The 16,221-nt window shown below is 41.4% G+C and carries 15 protein-coding genes; 8 read left to right on the top strand and 7 right to left on the bottom strand.

Annotated features, from left to right (window positions below; translation table 11 throughout):
• Positions 1-33: 33 nt before the first annotated feature.
• Positions 34-1,071 carry an NAD(P)-dependent alcohol dehydrogenase gene (locus QZ407_RS12385; RefSeq protein WP_295771521.1) on the bottom strand — a complete coding sequence of 346 codons (1,038 nt, stop codon included), beginning with the start codon at positions 1,069-1,071 and terminating at the stop codon, positions 34-36.
• A 156-nt stretch (positions 1,072-1,227) separates the two neighbouring features.
• The gene (locus QZ407_RS12380) at positions 1,228-2,538 is read right to left on the bottom strand and encodes an NAD(P)/FAD-dependent oxidoreductase (protein ID WP_365335180.1); all 1,311 of its coding nucleotides are present in this window, start codon (positions 2,536-2,538) and stop codon (positions 1,228-1,230) included.
• Between the two features lie 114 nt (positions 2,539-2,652).
• Here QZ407_RS12380 and argB point away from each other — a divergent pair, with 114 nt between their 5' ends.
• The 4 genes from argB (at position 2,653) to QZ407_RS12360 (ending at position 8,804) form a co-directional block, all read left to right on the top strand.
• A complete protein-coding gene (gene argB, locus QZ407_RS12375) occupies positions 2,653-3,444 on the top strand; it encodes an acetylglutamate kinase (protein ID WP_295771519.1) in 792 nt (263 codons plus the stop codon).
• Positions 3,445-3,446: 2 nt separating this feature from the next.
• Positions 3,447-4,259 (top strand): pyrroline-5-carboxylate reductase, encoded by an 813-nt coding sequence (proC, locus tag QZ407_RS12370; RefSeq protein WP_295771517.1) that lies wholly within the window; start codon positions 3,447-3,449, stop codon positions 4,257-4,259.
• Between the two features lie 95 nt (positions 4,260-4,354).
• Positions 4,355-5,761: an aspartate kinase gene (locus QZ407_RS12365; protein WP_295771514.1), complete on the top strand. Its 1,407-nt coding sequence runs from the start codon at positions 4,355-4,357 to the stop codon at positions 5,759-5,761.
• Between the two features lie 181 nt (positions 5,762-5,942).
• Positions 5,943-8,804, top strand: coding sequence for a prolyl oligopeptidase family serine peptidase (locus QZ407_RS12360; protein WP_295771511.1), 2,862 nt, complete (start codon positions 5,943-5,945; stop codon positions 8,802-8,804).
• A gap of 96 nt (positions 8,805-8,900) precedes the next feature.
• Here QZ407_RS12360 and gpmA read toward each other — a convergent pair whose 3' ends face one another.
• Complete coding sequence (gene gpmA, locus QZ407_RS12355) at positions 8,901-9,590, bottom strand: 2,3-diphosphoglycerate-dependent phosphoglycerate mutase (protein ID WP_295771508.1); 690 nt, start codon at positions 9,588-9,590, stop codon at positions 8,901-8,903.
• A gap of 106 nt (positions 9,591-9,696) precedes the next feature.
• On the opposite strand from gpmA, the gene QZ407_RS12350 reads away from it, so the two are divergent.
• Together QZ407_RS12350 and QZ407_RS12345 are read left to right on the top strand one after the other, a co-directional pair.
• Positions 9,697-10,290, top strand: a complete 594-nt coding sequence (locus QZ407_RS12350; protein ID WP_295771506.1) for an acetate uptake transporter — start codon at positions 9,697-9,699, stop codon at positions 10,288-10,290.
• Positions 10,291-10,315: 25 nt separating this feature from the next.
• Positions 10,316-10,699 (top strand): SRPBCC domain-containing protein, encoded by a 384-nt coding sequence (locus QZ407_RS12345; RefSeq protein ID WP_295771505.1) that lies wholly within the window; start codon positions 10,316-10,318, stop codon positions 10,697-10,699.
• A gap of 56 nt (positions 10,700-10,755) precedes the next feature.
• Here the strand turns inward: QZ407_RS12345 and QZ407_RS12340 are convergent, their stop codons facing one another.
• The 4 genes from QZ407_RS12340 to QZ407_RS12325 all read right to left on the bottom strand — a co-directional run bounded on the left by QZ407_RS12340 (position 10,756) and on the right by QZ407_RS12325 (position 14,850).
• A complete protein-coding gene (locus QZ407_RS12340) occupies positions 10,756-12,090 on the bottom strand; it encodes a DUF6089 family protein (RefSeq protein ID WP_295771502.1) in 1,335 nt (444 codons plus the stop codon).
• 270 nt (positions 12,091-12,360) lie between these two features.
• Complete coding sequence (locus tag QZ407_RS12335; protein ID WP_295771499.1) at positions 12,361-13,203, bottom strand: maleylpyruvate isomerase N-terminal domain-containing protein; 843 nt, start codon at positions 13,201-13,203, stop codon at positions 12,361-12,363.
• Between the two features lie 15 nt (positions 13,204-13,218).
• Positions 13,219-14,403: an aminotransferase class I/II-fold pyridoxal phosphate-dependent enzyme gene (locus QZ407_RS12330; protein ID WP_295771496.1), complete on the bottom strand. Its 1,185-nt coding sequence runs from the start codon at positions 14,401-14,403 to the stop codon at positions 13,219-13,221.
• A gap of 18 nt (positions 14,404-14,421) precedes the next feature.
• Positions 14,422-14,850 (bottom strand): OsmC family protein, encoded by a 429-nt coding sequence (locus QZ407_RS12325; RefSeq protein WP_295771493.1) that lies wholly within the window; start codon positions 14,848-14,850, stop codon positions 14,422-14,424.
• A gap of 147 nt (positions 14,851-14,997) precedes the next feature.
• On the opposite strand from QZ407_RS12325, the gene QZ407_RS12320 reads away from it, so the two are divergent.
• Positions 14,998-15,420, top strand: coding sequence for a hypothetical protein (locus tag QZ407_RS12320; RefSeq protein WP_295771490.1), 423 nt, complete (start codon positions 14,998-15,000; stop codon positions 15,418-15,420).
• An 18-nt stretch (positions 15,421-15,438) separates the two neighbouring features.
• A partial coding sequence (locus tag QZ407_RS12315; protein ID WP_295771488.1) for a nucleoside recognition domain-containing protein occupies positions 15,439-16,221 on the top strand: 783 nt, incomplete at its 3' end.

The raw sequence follows: 16,221 nt of genomic DNA, 5'->3' as shown, positions 1-16,221 counted from the left end.
TAATGAAAGGACCTTTTTTTTATATGAATATATTTACAAAGTTGCAATATCAATCACAAATCGGTACCTCACATCGCCCTTCAGCATACGGTCGTAGGCAGTGGTGATGTCTTTAATATCAATTAGTTCAATATCAGAAACTATATTATGTTCAGCGCAAAAATCAAGCATTTCCTGAGTTTCCTTAATACCACCAATATTTGATCCGGCCATAGTTTTACGGCCGCCAATTAATGAGAATGGATGTAGCACATATTGGCTTGGCACACCAACGCCTATCAACGTACCATCGGTTTTTAAAAGCGATATGTACATGTCAAAGTCATGATCGGCAGAAACGGTATCAAGTATAAAATCAAATGTACCCTTAACGGCTTTTATATGGTTTTCATCCTTAGTTACAACAAAATGATGAGCACCTAACTGTTTAGCTGCCTGTTCCTTTGAAGCTGATGTACTTAAAACGGTAACCTCGGCACCAAAAGCAACCCCAAATTTAACAGCCATGTGGCCTAAACCACCTAAGCCCACTACTGCTAATTTGTGACCTTTTCCAACCTTCCAATGACGCAATGGCGAATAGGTAGTAATTCCAGCACATAACAATGGCGCTGTAGCAGCGAGGTCAAGCTTTTCTGAAACATGCAAAACAAACTCCTCACGCACCACTATGGTATTTGAGTATCCTCCATAGGTAGGCACGCCCTGGCGGTCTTTATTGTTATAGGTTTGGGTGTTTCCTTCCAAACAGTACTGTTCTAAATCATTTTGGCAATTTTCGCACACCTGGCACGAGTCAACCATACAACCCACGCCAGCAAGCTCACCAACTTTAAAATCTTTTACATGGTCGCCCACTTTAACAATACGCCCTACAATTTCATGCCCCGGAACCATAGGGAATATGCCCGGAAACCAGTCGTTTTTGATCTGGTGCAAATCAGAGTGGCAAACTCCGCAAAACTTAATCTCAATTTGCACGTCATGTGCACCTACTTCCCTTCGTTCAAAATCCCAGGGTGCCAAATCAACTTCCGGGCTTTGTGCAGCGTATCCTTTTGTTTGTATCATAGTAAACGTTTTAATTCTACAACAAAATTAAAAACATATGTTCAGACATCATTAAACAATTCAAACCATTAATTGCAAAATTCAAACCACTATAAATTGATCTTCTATTGCTGTCAAAACAATAATACTGCATTCAGGCAATCAATTTTGTTCGTTTTATTTGGCAACCTGTTCTGTCATCATGGTTTCGTTATTGAAGTAATGTATTATTAAACGGTTGTCGGTGTTTTTTGTAAAATAATTAATTATCCAGTTACAAAAAACAACCAGCTTGTTACTAAAGCCCGCCAACGTCATTATGTGAACAAACAACCAAACCAGCCATGCAAAAAATCCTTGAAAGCGCAATTTACCTATATCGGCAACTGCCTTGTTACGTCCAATTGTTGCCAATGAACCTTTATCTTTATAAACAAAGGCCTCCGGTGCGGTTCCATTTATCATTTTAACAATGTTTTTTGCTAAATGTCCGCCCTGTTGTATAGCAACAGGTGCCACTCCCGGATGCCCGTTTGGCGATTGAGCTGTAATCATTGCGGCAACGTCGCCTATAGCAAACACATTCTCAAAGCCTCTTACGCGGCTAAATTCATCGGTTTGAATACGTGCTCCACGTAAAACAACATTCTGAGGTATACCTTGCGGCACCTCTCCCCTTACGCCAGCTGCCCAAAACACGCTTCGGGTTTTCAAACTTACGCCATTGTCAATTTCCAAATCAAAACCGTTGTAACTGGTTACATGTACATCATTATAAATTATAACGCCCATCTCCGTCAGAAACTCTTTTGCTTTTACTGATGCCTGCTCAGACATGGCTGCAATAAGCTTGGGTTTACCCTCGGCCAGATATACCTTCATATGTTCTGGTTTTAAGTCGGGGTAATCTTTACAAAGCATATTTATTTGCATTTCGGCAAGGGCACCGGCAAGTTCAACACCGGTTGGCCCGCCTCCTACCACAACAAAGGTTAGTAAGGCATTACGCTCGGCAAGGTCAGTTGTTACAGCAGCCTTTTCCAGATTTTGTAAAATAAGACTACGAATATTAAGTGCTTCGGGCAGGTTTTTCATCGGCATAGTGAAATGCTCCATTTGCTGGTTACCAAAAAAGTTGGTTCCGGCACCCGTTGCAATTGCCAAATAATCATAATGAACATCGCCAAGGGTTGTACTTACCGTATTTCCTGTCGTGTTGATGTTCAGTACTTCAGCCATATGAAAGCTGAAATTTTTTTGTTTGGTAAACAACCTTCTTATAGGGAAGGCAACAGAATCACTTTCTATGGCACCTATGGCTACCTGATAAAGTAAGGGCTGAAAAGTATGATAGTTATGCTTATCAAGCATTACCACTTCAACGTTGGCACCCTTTAGTTTGCGGGCTAGGTTAACACCGCCAAAACCACCGCCAATAATAACAACGCGGGGCTTACCGGTTGATTTGCCTAAATACATTTCTGCCATGCTGACTTTTCAATATTTTTATGTAGTACAACCCCTATTTTTTGCAGATGTTTGATAGACTATAAAAACAGTAGATTAATTACCCGGAAAATGCTATTTTTAGCCCCCAACACCATGAAATTACTGTATGTTATAAAAATTGGCGGCAACGTCATTGATAACTCTGAGAACCTGTACAACTTTTTAAAAGATTTTACAGCCTTAGATGGCCATAAAATATTAATACATGGCGGTGGCAGAATTGCAACCCAAATGTCTGAGCAATTAGGTATTGAAGCCAAATTGGTTGACGGCCGGCGCATAACCGATATTGAAACACTTAGGGTAGTTACCATGGTTTATGCCGGTTTAATTAACAAAAACATTGTTGCGCAGTTACAGCGTTTTGGCACAAATGCAATTGGTTTGACAGGAGCGGACGGAAATTTTATAAAAGCTACCAAGAGACCGGTAAAAACAATAGATTATGGTTATGTGGGCGACCTGGACAGCCAATCAGTAAATGCTGAAAACATAAGCAAACTGATGGAAGCCGGCTTCACTCCTGCTTTTTGCGCGCTCACTCATGATGGCGACGGCCAAATGCTTAACACCAATGCCGATACAATTGCATCAGCAATTGCCGTGGCGCTGGCCGACTACTATGACACTACATTGATTTATTGCTTTGAGAAAAAAGGCGTATTGAAAGATATTAATGATGAAGAGTCGTTGATTCGTGAAATTGATCCGGTACGTTATGATGAGCTTAAAAAACAACAAATTATACACAGCGGAATGTTGCCCAAGCTAGATAACGCCTTTGCCGCCATATCATGCGGTGTTAAGGCCGTGGTTATCGGAAAATCTGACGAGTTAGGTAAACTAGGCAACAATCAACCGTTTGGCACACGATTAAGTAATTAAATATGAGTAACAGAATTGCCATATTAGGCAGCGGCAATATTGGTCTTTCGTTAGCCAAAGGACTTATTAAAGCTGGGAAGTACAAACCTGAAGAAGTAATATTAACCCGTCGTAATGTAGCTGCACTTGCTGATTTAGCACAAACTGGCGTAATTACCACGGCTAATAATTTGCAGGCTGTCAGCGATGCAAATATTGTGGTTTTAGCGGTTTTACCGCAGCAACTTAATAAATTACTAAATGAAATTAAGCCGGCTGTCAAAGCCAACAGCCAGCTGTTTATCTCCGTTATATCCGGAGTTAGCTGTGATGATATTTGCAAGCAATTGGATATGGATGTACAGGTGGTAAGGGCCATGCCTAACACCGCTATCGCCATTGGCCATTCTATGACTTGTATAGGTACCGACAAGGCATCTACAGAAAACATACAACGTGTAAAAGACCTTTTTGATACTGTTGGCATTACCGTACAAATCAATGAGGAACTCATGACATCGGCAACTGCCTTATGCGCTTGCGGTATTGCGTTCTTTTTGCGTTCAATAAGGGCAGCCTCTCAAGGCGGAACCGAAATTGGCTTCCATGCACATGATGCACTTAAAATGGCCGCACAAACTGCCAAAGGCGCTGCCGATTTGCTGCTGCAGCTGGCCTCGCACCCCGAACAGGAGATAGACAAGGTTACATCACCTAAAGGCTGTACAATTGCAGGCTTAAATGAAATGGAACATCACGGTTTCAGTTCGGCAATGATTAAAGGCATAAGGCTGTCTGCAGACAAAGCCGGGGTTCTATATAGCAAAGAAGGTTAAACGGATAATAAAACCGTTCAATTAACTCCGAAGCGTTATATTCGGGCCCTTTAACAATTTGAATATATAAGGCAAAGCACATCTTTGATCTGTGAATGATGCCTTCTAAATATACTAACTTATCCATGTTAACTGTAGAAAAAATTGGCGGCACATCAATGAGTGCCCTGGGCGATGTAATCAAAAACATCATCCAGTATAACCGTACCGGCAGCGAGCTTTATAACCGCATATTTGTGGTATCGGCATTTTCGGGTGTAACTAACCTTTTGTTAGAGAATAAGAAAACCGGTGCACCAGGCGTATACCATTTAATTGCCAAACATCAAGACTTTAAGATTGCACTTGAAGAGCTCATTGTGAAGCTTAAAGAGCTTAACAAGCAATACGAGCCTTTGGGTTTAGATTTGAATACTGCCAACAATTTTATTGAAGGTCATGTACGCCATGCCGAAGGTTTTTTAGAGAACCTTACAGGTATTCTAGCTTCTGGTTATGTAAGTACCGAAGGAATTTTACAAGCAGCGCGTGAAATTTTAGCTTCTATTGGCGAAACTCATTCAGCTTTTGCATTTACTAATATTCTGCAAAACATGGGCATTAATGCCACTTTGGTTGATTTAAGCGGCTTTCATGATCATGAGCCATACACTATTGACCAGCGTATAAAACAGGCGTTTAAAGATATTGACTTTGCAAATACTATTTGTATTGCCACCGGGTATACAAAAGGCACAGAGGGTATTATGCGTGAGTTTGACCGTGGATATTCTGAGGTTACCTTCAGCAAGATAGCCGTTGCAGTGCAACCTCAGGAGGCCATCATTCACAAAGAATACCACCTTTGCTCGGCAGATCCGGTTTTGGTTGGCGTGCACAACTGCTCACCTGTAGGTTTCACAAATTATGACGTAGCCGATCAACTGGCCGATGTGGGTATGGAAGCTATTCACCCGAAAGCATCAAAACCCCTTGAAATAAATAATATCAACCTGCGTATAAAAAACACCTTTGAGCCAGAGCACCCGGGAACTTTGATTACACGCGAATACATATCTCCTGAGAAAAAGGTTGAGGTTATTACGGGCACCAATAAGCTGATTATGGTTGACATTTACGACCCGCTTATGGTTGGAAATGTGGGCACCGACCTACACATTATGCAAATTTTTGCCGATAATGGTGTTAGCTACAACTTTAAGGCAACCAGTGCCAACAGCATATCAATAGTGATTTGGGAAAAGGATTACACCGACAAGCTGTTCCAGGATCTGCAAACAAATTTTGAGAAGGTGACCGTTGAAAAAGTTGCCATAGTTTGCCTTATTGGCTCTAATATGGATCAGCCAGGCCTACTGGCACGTGCAGCCAATGCATTGGCTCAGGACGGTATTAACATTAAGAGTGCAGGGTTTGCACTGCGCCAGGTAAATATTCAGTTTTTAGTAAACCGCGAAGACTTTGATAATGCAGTTATAGCGTTAAACAAAGGCATGGCATAATTAAAGGCAAAATTCAATAAGCATAGAGTGTAAAGTTTTATACAAAAGTGTTAAACTTTACACTCAATGCTTATTTGCTCCTCAATAATAAAGGGGTTATGTAACTTTTTCATAGCTCTCTTTCATCTCTTTTCTTTTTTGCGCATTTTTAGATTGATTTAAACAAAAACTCAAACTCAAAATGCGTAAAGTTTTACTCTTAAGCTTGTTTTCAGCAGCAAGCATGAGCGTTTTTGCTCAAAAAGCTGCTAAAAAACCGCTCGACCATTCGGTTTATGACGGCTGGCAAGCAGTCGCCAACCAAATTATAACTAATGATGGCAAATGGGTGGCCTATGTGGTTAAACCACAACAAGGTGATGCCAATATGGTAATCACGTCCTCAAAAAACACCGGTAAATTCACAGTTACACGTGCTGATACGGCACGTTTCACTGCCGATTCAAAATATGCTGTATTCCTGATACGCGCTCCCTACGCAGTAACCAGAGCAGCACGAATTAAAAAGAAACGCCCTGATGAAATGCCGAAAGACACCCTAGGCATTTTAACACTTGGCGGTAACGCTATTACAAAAGTTGCTGGTGTACGTTCGTTCAAAATTGCAGAGAAAGCTCCGGTATTTGCTTATCTGGCACCCTCTGACACTGTTCGCCGCCCGGCTGCTGGCGATACTTCACGCAGGGCCGTTGCCAACACAATAGCCCCACCAACCCGAGAAGGTGCCGATTTAACCATTAAACAGTTAGTCAACAATAAACAGCGTACGTTTAAGTATGTCACAGAATACCAATTATCTAAAGATGGTAAATATGTAGCCTACGCCGTAACTGCCCCACGCCGTAACAAAGAAAATGTCCTGTCGGGCGTTTATCTTTACGAAATTGACAAAGATGCTGTTAAAAAAATAAGCACCGGACGCGGCACCTATAAAGCTTTGGCTTTTGACGAAAATGGAAAACAACTTGCCTTCGCAGCCGAAAAAAATCCGGAGCGTGCGCGTGTTAAGCCTTATAAACTTTACTACTACAACACTGGAAAAGATAGCGCTGTAGTAATAGCCGGTGCTGATATGGGCGGCATGAAACCAAAATGGGCTGTTAGCGGCGACGGACGTATTTACTTTAGTAAAAGCGGTAACAATTTATTTTTTGGAACAGCGCCGATTCCAAAGCCTATAGATACTTCGCTGGTTGAATTTGAGACTGCAAAACTCGATGTATGGAATTACAAGGATGAATACTTACAACCGCAACAATTAAGAACGCTTCAACGTGATTTGCGTCGTAACTACCTCGCTGTTATTCGTCCGAATGAAGGCGACCGTAAAGTAGTTCAACTTGCCGATCAGTTCATTGAAAACATATCGCAGCCAATGAGCAATGATGCCCGTTACGTGCTTGGGGTAACCGATACTGGTAGCCGTGTACAATCTCAATGGGAAGGCGGAGGCCGTTCAGAAGCGTATTTGATTGATACCAAAACCGGCGAACGCAAAAAAATCATTGACCGTACAAAAGCTCGATACCAATTTTCAACGGGCGGTAACTATGTTGTTTGGTTCGACTCAAAAGATCAAAACTACTATAGCTACAACATGGCTAATGGCAAAAAAGTAAATCTTACTAAAGCATTAGGGGTTAAAGTTGGCGATGAGGATAACGACGTACCAGATGATCCATCACCTTATGGAATTGCAGGCTGGACCACCGGCGATAAGAACGTTTTGATTTATGATCGTTACGATATTTGGAGCATTGACCCTGCAACAGGAGCTTCAACAAGCGTTACTAATGGCGCCGGCCGTAAAAATAAATTAGTGTTCCGCTATGTATCACCTAATGCAGCCGGAGGTCGTTTTGGTGGCTTTGGCGGCGGTGATGAAGATGATCGTTACATTTCTACCAAAAAACCTTTAATCCTTTCTGTCCAAAACGAAGAAAGTAAGCAATGGGGATATTACACGCAATCATTCGGTGCAAAAAAAGCACCGCAAATGGTAGTGATGGGTCCGTTTAGCTACGGCAGCGTTAATAAGGCAAAAAACGCCGACGTATATATTTATACTAAAGGCAGCTTTGATAAATCGCCCGACTTATACGTATCAACTGATTTAAAAAAGGAAACCAAGCTAAGCGCAATTAATCCGCAGCAAGCCAATTACAATTGGTTTACCGCAGAACTTGTACACTGGACCACACCAAAAGGCTACAAATCAACAGGTGTACTTTACAAGCCAGAAGACTTTGACCCGAACAAGAAATACCCTATGCTGGTGTATTTTTATGAAAAGGTTTCTGACGGATTGTATGGCTACCAATCTCCGGCTCCTACCCCATCACGACTACCTATTTCTTACTTCGCAAGTAATGGTTATCTGGTGTTTACACCTGATATTAGTTATGAAGTTGGCCACCCGGGGCAATCAGCTGTTGAGTTTATTAACTCAGGTGTTGAAGCACTGAAGAAAAACCCGTGGGTTGACGGTAAGCACATTGGCATACAAGGACAAAGCTGGGGCGGTTATCAGGTTGCATACCTCATTACTCAAAATGACATGTATGCAGCAGCATGGGCTGGCGCACCGGTAGCAAATATGACATCGGCTTACGGTGGTATACGTTGGGAAAGCGGTGTAAACCGTCAGTTCCAATATGAAAAAACTCAGAGTCGTATTGGTGCTACCTTGTGGGAAAAACCTGAATTGTACATCGAGAACTCACCTTTATTCCATTTCCCTAAAGTTAACACACCGGTTGTTGTAATGGCTAACGATGCCGACGGAGCTGTGCCTTGGTACCAGGGTATTGAAATGTTTACTGCTTTACGCCGTTTAGGCAAACCTGTTTGGATGCTTCAATATAATGACGAAGCACATAATTTAGTGCAGCGTAAAAACCGTAAAGACATTACCATACGTGAAGCACAGTTCTTTGACCACTTCCTTAAAGGCAAACCAATGCCAGTATGGATGGACAAAGGTGTGCCTGCCGTTGATAAAGGCAAAGATTGGGGCTTGGCCATTAGCGATAGCGCCAAGTAATCATCAAACACATAAAACACAAATGCCCTTTCATTCAGAAAGGGCATTTGTGTTTTATAGCAATAATTATAACTGCTGGATAAATCTTGGCTTACGTTACAAATAGTAATGCTTGATTTGGTTCAAGCGATCATCAAGCTCATATATCCAGGGGGTTGCAGTAGGTATATCTAGTTTCGAAACTTCATCGTCACTTAAATTATCAATATACTGCACCAAAGCCCTTAAGCTATTGCCATGTGCACAAATAATAACCTTTTGGTTTTGCCTTAGTGCAGGCACGATGGTTTCATGCCAAAAGGGTAAAGCCCTCGTCATTGTTTCACTTAAGTTTTCAGTAAGGGGTAATTCACGGTAAGTTAAATCGTTGTAACGCAAATAATGGCCCGGAAAACGTTCATCATCTTCCGTTATTGCAGGCGGATGTTCACGTGGATCGCGGCGCCACTTGTGTACCTGTTCTTCACCGTACTTATCTATGGTTTCCTGTTTGTTTAGCCCTTGCAATGCACCATAAAAGCGCTCATTTAACCGCCATGATTTTTGTACGGGTATCCATAAATGATCTAACTCTTCTAATACGTTATGCAACGTTTTGATTGACCGCTTGAGCACCGATGTAAAGCCAACATCAAAGGTAAAGCCATGTTCTTTCAATAGCTTTCCGGCATGCCTTGCCTGCCTTACTCCTTCTTCTGACAAGTCAACATCAGTCCACCCGGTAAAACGGTTCTCTTTGTTCCACTCACTTTCACCGTGCCTTAATAGTACCAATTGTAAAGCCATATGCCACATAACGCTTGCAAGCTAAAGGGGTTTGTCATTTTGTTGTGATTTGATATTTAATAGTTTATATTGCCATCACTAACCGTTTATAAACCTGGTTTAAATTATGATTCCAACTACCCATGTGGTGGTAAAGGATGGCACCGCCAATCCTGCACCGCTAGGCCTTTGTGCTTTTGGCCTTACTACCGTTTTACTGAACATTCATAATGCTGGCTTCACCGAGTTAAGCTCCATGATTTTAGCAATGGGCATTTTTTATGGCGGCCTGGCACAAGTAGTTGCCGGTATAATTGAGGCTAAAAAGAACAACACTTTTGGCCTTACAGCCTTTACTTCCTACGGCTTTTTCTGGCTATCATTGGTAGCGCTCATAGTTATGCCAAAATTGGGTTGGTGCGAACCTGCAAGCAACGGCAGCATGGTTGCTTATCTTAGCATGTGGGGCATTTTTACATTATGTCTTTTCTTTGGCACCTTGCGACTTAGCAGAGCCTTGCAATTCGTATTTGCCTCATTAGTCATTTTGTTTGGGTTACTGGTTTGGGGTGATGCAAGTGGAGATACCGGAATAAAGCATTTGGCCGGTTATGAGGGAATAATTTGTGGTGCATCGGCTATTTATACAGGCATTGCCGGTGTACTTAATGATGTATATGGCAAAACAATATTACCTATTGGGCCGGTTGAAGCAAAATAAGCTACATTATTGTTAAGTTTGCCTTGTGAAGGATTACAAAAAATATTACATGATAGGTGCTACGCCGCAAGAAATTTATGCGGCTATAACCAACCCCATAACCATACAACTTTGGACCGGCGAACCGGCAGAAATGTCAACCGAGCCAGGTAGTGAATTTAGTATGTGGGACGGCAGTATTGTTGGCAAAAACATTGAATTTGAAGAAGGCAAAAAGATTGTTCAACAATGGTACTTTGACGGGCAGGACGAACCTTCAATAGTTACCATAAAACTGCACGCCGACAAAAACGGAACCTCATGTGAGCTAAGGCATACAAACATACCCGACGAAGCTTATGATGATATTGTGGACGGTTGGAACACCGTATACTTCAGCAGTATAGCTGAGTTTTATGAAAGTATTTAATAAAAAAAGGCCTGCTTAATTAAGCAGGCCTTTTTTGGTGTTGAATTTATTCTCTATTAATAAAGAGTAAACTCTACACGACGGTTTTGCTGACGACCGGCAGCAGTTGCATTTGATGCAATAGGCTGGTTTTTACCATAACCTACAGCTTCAATACGTGATGCATTTGCGCCTTTGCTTACCAAATAAGCTTTGATTGATTCAGCTCTGTCTTTTGATAATCTCATGTTCAACTCAGCCGAACCGGTGTTATCGGTATGGCCTGCAAGTTTTAAACTGAAGTTTTTATCGATTAATAATTGAGCTACACGATCAAGGCTTGGGAATGATTTAGGACGGATTGTAGCTTTACCTAAGTCAAACTCAAGATTAGCAATTGCGTCTTTAACTACTTTTTTATCTTCCTCAGTTACATAAACCTTAGTTACCGGAGCAGGTAGCGGACAACCCGAACCGTCAACTTTAGTACCTGGAGGCGTGTTAGGACATTTATCGTTCACATCTAATACACCATCACCATCAGAGTCAACTGTTAAACGGGCGATGTTTGAATTAGTAGTATTTAAATCTTCACGTAGTTTTTGATTTTCAGCTTTTTGCTGATCCAATTGCATTTGCAATGCACGTTCGGCCATTAAATACTCGGTGCGCATTGAATTAACCGGGTTGTGAGTAGCTAATTGTGGTTTTGATTTTCTGCCTAAAGCAAACTCTAAACCGGCGTGAGCGTATGAAAACTTGTCATTACGGCCACCGTAGTTGTAACCATCAAGGTTGTCGCTTTGAACGAAGTTAACCTGGTAACCCAAATCTAAATTTATACCCGGAGCAAGGTTTACTTTTAAACCGGCACCCAGGGGAATATAAAATTGTTGGTAATCATCTGTACGGGTTGTTGGTGATGATGCACCTTGTGCGTACAATGATGTGCTGTAATTCATGCTACCACCACCAACGCTCAGGTATGGTTGCATAAAGCTTTTATGATTTTTCCAGTTGATGTTAGCCAGCGTAATATTAGCGCTGATGTCAACTGCATATTTAATCTTCGTTTCAAAGCGTTGAAAAGGATTTATACCATCAGGGTTAGTTCCTTGTACGTGTCCTCTGAAAAAGTTAGCTTGTAAGCCAAAAGAGTGTAGTATTTGTTTTTTTACATAACCACCGTATCCCCATCTTTCATTAGGTGTTTTGTAATCTTCGCTTCCTCTGAAAATAGTATAAGGTGACATCATACCTCCATGAGCACCAATTGACCATGTTCTGAAATTCTTCTCGCCTGAAAATGGCTGTACATAATTTTTAGTAGAATCGGGAGTTTGTGCAAATAATTTGCTGCTAACTACCACTCCTGTGAGTAGCAGTCCGGCTTTTCTTAAATGTAGCTTCATAAATACAATGTTGATTTTTTACTTAGAGCGCTTGTGTCGCTCTGTTGGAATTTTAAATTCAACATTGATGCCATGTAGCTATTTAAACGTGTTGTAACATGTTAAATAACATATTAAAAAATGATTAAAATCATGAACAATAATTCTGTAAATGAGACGTTTAATTATTTATTATAATTTACATCCAAAAGTTGTAAAACAACAAAGCCGGAATTTTAACTCCGGCTTTTGTCTTTCTTTTAGGTGTGTGCTTAAGTATACAAGTTGGATTTAAGCCATTACAGTAAGCATATTTAAAACAGGACTTACTAAGCTCAATTCACCCTCTGTTTTGATTAACCCCTCGACATCTGCATGCTTTAACGCCTTGGTAAAAAGTTTCCATGCAATATGATCGGGCATGCATATGTAAGCGGCCGGGGGTACCATAGCCATGTTGTTTATAAAGCGCCAGCCTGCTAATGTCTTTTCAATATACCAAATGTCGCCGCCCTCTCCCATTACTTCAACCTTAACAATGGTGCCCACCACAGCGTCTGCAGACCTGTAAGCGTTTGGTAACGCTTTCATGAAAGTTTCAATACACGGATGAAACAACTCTGCCGACATCAACTCCTGCTGCAACCCGAGTGCTTCACGTATCTGTTGTTGATGGTGCCACTTTTCTGTGTACTCTCTTGCTATGTGAAACCAGTTTTGCGACTCGCTCTCCCCCGCCCAGGCTACCGAAAACATTGCCGGCGTAAAGGGTTCTAATTTTTCAAGGCATTCAATGTACTCTTTCCCCGTAGTCTCTAACATTTGCAATAACAACCGCGGACTAATACGCTTATAAGCCAATACCCAAATGGTATTTAAGTCGTTAAGATAGTTAACCAAATCACGATAACTGCTGATGTTTACAGGAGGGTCACCTCTGAATCCATCGCGTAAAATTGATAACGTACGCAAGTTACCGTCAAGCAAATGTGCCGCAATATCTTTTATAGTCCACTGCGGTGAAAGAGTCGGCGAATCCCAGGCGTCAATAGATAATGGCCTTAAAACATCAAGAAGCAGTTGATCAAGCTTGGCAAATAAATGCAGTGTCGGAATCGGAACCTGAGTACTCATAAAACACTTTGAACTTTACAACGCACTTTTTTCAAGTGCCTGGCTAATATCTGCTATAATATCATCAACTTTTTCTAAACCGGTTGATATACGAATCAAACCCGGGGTAATTCCTACCGCGGCACGCTGCTCATCAGTAAGCTTTGAATGGGTTGTACTGGCCGGATGCGATGCTATACTGCGGCTATCACCCAGGTTAGCAGTAACTGATAACATATTCAGGTTATCTAAAAATTTACGGCCCGCATTTAACCCACCCTTTATTTCAAAGCATAATACACCACCGCCAGCGGCCATTTGCTTTTTGGCAATTTCATATTGAGGATGCGAAGGCAAAAAAGGATATTTCACCCAGCTAACCTGCGGATGGCTTTGTAAGGCTTCGGCTACTTGAAGTGCATTTTCGCAGTGACGTTGCATACGCACGTCAAGCGTTTCAAGACTTTTACTTAACACCCACGCGTTAAACGGCGATAATGATGGCCCTGTATTACGGCAAAATAGATAAATCTCCTTAATTAAATCTTCACGTCCAACGATAACGCCTCCCATTACACGGCCCTGGCCGTCAATCCACTTGGTGGCAGAATGTACTACTAAATCGGCACCAAAATCGGTTGGGCGCTGAAGTAAAGGTGTGGCAAAACAATTATCTACATTAAAAACAAGCTTGTGCTTTTTGCAAAACTGTCCTACCCATTCCAAATCTAAAATTTCGAGCTGAGGATTCGTAGGTGTTTCCAGGTAAACCATTTTAGTGTTAGGCTGCACAGCTGCTTCCCAGGCTGCGTTATCATTGGCAGGCACAAGGGTGCAGGTAATACCGTACTTAGGTAAATATTTAGTAACAACAGTAAAGGTGCTTCCAAATACCGAGCTGCAGCATATTAAATGGTCACCCTGTTGCAGCAGCGCAAACATTGATGAGAAAACTGCGCTCATGCCGCTTGATGTTGCAAAACCGGAATCGGCATTTTCAAGTGCGCACATTTTAGCAATAAATTCATCAACCGTTGGGTTGCTGAAACGGCTGTAAATGTTTGCCTCAGTTTCATCAGCAAAGGCTGCGCGCATGGCTTCAGCTTCGTCAAACGTAAAACTGCTGGTTAAGTATAAAGGTGTTGAGTGTTCCTGTTGTAGTGTTTTGGCAGCCCTTATGCGTATTGCTTTACTTAAGGGATGCAAATGATCTGTTGACATCTGTTTGATTTTTAATAATTAAACGGCAGGGTGAATAAACACCTTCCACGATATTTCGGCACCGGCCTTTTCAAGCGTGGCAGCTACCGAGCAGTATTTATGTAAAGATAATTCAACGGCCCGTTTAGCCTTATCCTCATCAATGTTACCTTTTAAATGAAATTCAATAGTAATGTTTTGCCACAAAGAAGGTTCAACACCAGCCTCGCGGTCGCCATTAATTTTCATGCTGTAATCAAGCACTTCCTGGCGTTGCTTTTTAAGTATGCTTATCACATCAATAGCCGAGCAACCTCCCAAACCCATAAGCAACATTTGCATAGGGCGCACACCATAATTCTGGCCGCCACTTTCAGGGCTGCTATCCATTTTAATACTATGGCCGTATTCGTCTTTGGCTTCAAAGCCATAATCGCCGCTTACGCGTACCAATTCTATCTGAGGCATAATCTTCTTGCTTTGTAAAAAGGCTAAATTATTATTTTGAGTTGAAAGTTTTGTTTACAGTCTATAAAAATGATAGATTTATCTCCACGTTTTCCCATGAAAAGTTTGCTTTTATTGTTAGGGCTGTGTTTATCATCAATTTTATGCATGGCTCAGCAAAATCTGCTGTCTTATGATGACCTTGTGTATCTTATAAATAACAACTTACAAAAAGCTGATGATTTTATGCAAAGCAAGGGGTACACTCTTTTAAAATCAAAAAAAGCTACCAACCTAAAGTACCATATGGCTTTACCCGGTAATTCATCTACCGATGTTGAGTTACGTGCCGATGGCAGACGCTTATATATTTACATAGCAACCGACGAATTGCAGCAGCTTAATCTCGTTAACAACTCCATTGCTCCCTACTTACTGGGAGCCGAAGAAACATCGGGCGTAGTTAATTACAAGGTGAAAGACTTGGGTAACATTTATATAATGGTTACTGATAAGGTGCCTTTCAATCCCATAAAAAAAGATTACGACATACGCATCGTGTCTGATAGAAATATTACTGCTTACAACTAATCATTCTTTATTCATAAAATGGCCCTAAACTATATTTGGATTGCCTTATTCATCATTGCATTTTTTGTAGCTCTTGCTAAACTTATTTTTTTGGGCGATGTTGATGCCTTTCAGCATTTAGTTGAAGGGTTGTTTGATTCGACCCAAACAGCGGTAATGAGTATTGCCTTGCCTTTAATTGGCACTATGGCGTTTTGGCTGGGTGTAATGAATATTGGAGAGAAAGCCGGTGCGATCAGATTCTTGTCTCGTATTGTTGGCCCTTTTTTTAACCGGCTTTTTCCCGAAGTACCCAAAGATCATCCGGCTACAGGGCAAATGATGATGAACTTTTCGGCAAACCTGCTGGGGTTAGACAATGCCGCAACACCACTTGGTTTAAAAGCCATGGGCAGCCTTCAAGAACTTAACCCAAGTAAAGACACGGCGTCAAATGCACAAATTATGTTTTTGGTGCTTCACACATCGGGGCTTACCCTGTTGCCTGTGAGCATTATTGCACAAAGGGCTATATTTAAAGCTACCGACCCAACAGATATTTTTATACCATGCATTATAGCCACATATGTAGCCACCATTGTAGGTATGCTTGCCGTTGCTGTCAAACAACGTATTAATTTGATTAATAAAGTTGTACTGGCATGGATAGGTGGATTTACGGCGTTTATTGGATTGATAGTTTGGTACTTTTCGGCGTACTTATCAAAAGATGAGATAAGCATAGTGTCAAAAGTTGCAAGTAACCTTTTATTATTTTTAATACCTGTTGTTTTCATACTCGGCGCCTTATACAAAAAGGTA

The organism is uncultured Mucilaginibacter sp. (assembly GCF_913773635.1).
GTDB lineage: Bacteria > Bacteroidota > Bacteroidia > Sphingobacteriales > Sphingobacteriaceae > Mucilaginibacter.
The sequence above is the reverse complement of the archived record's forward strand: the minus strand, read 5'-3'. Positions and strand labels throughout refer to the sequence as shown.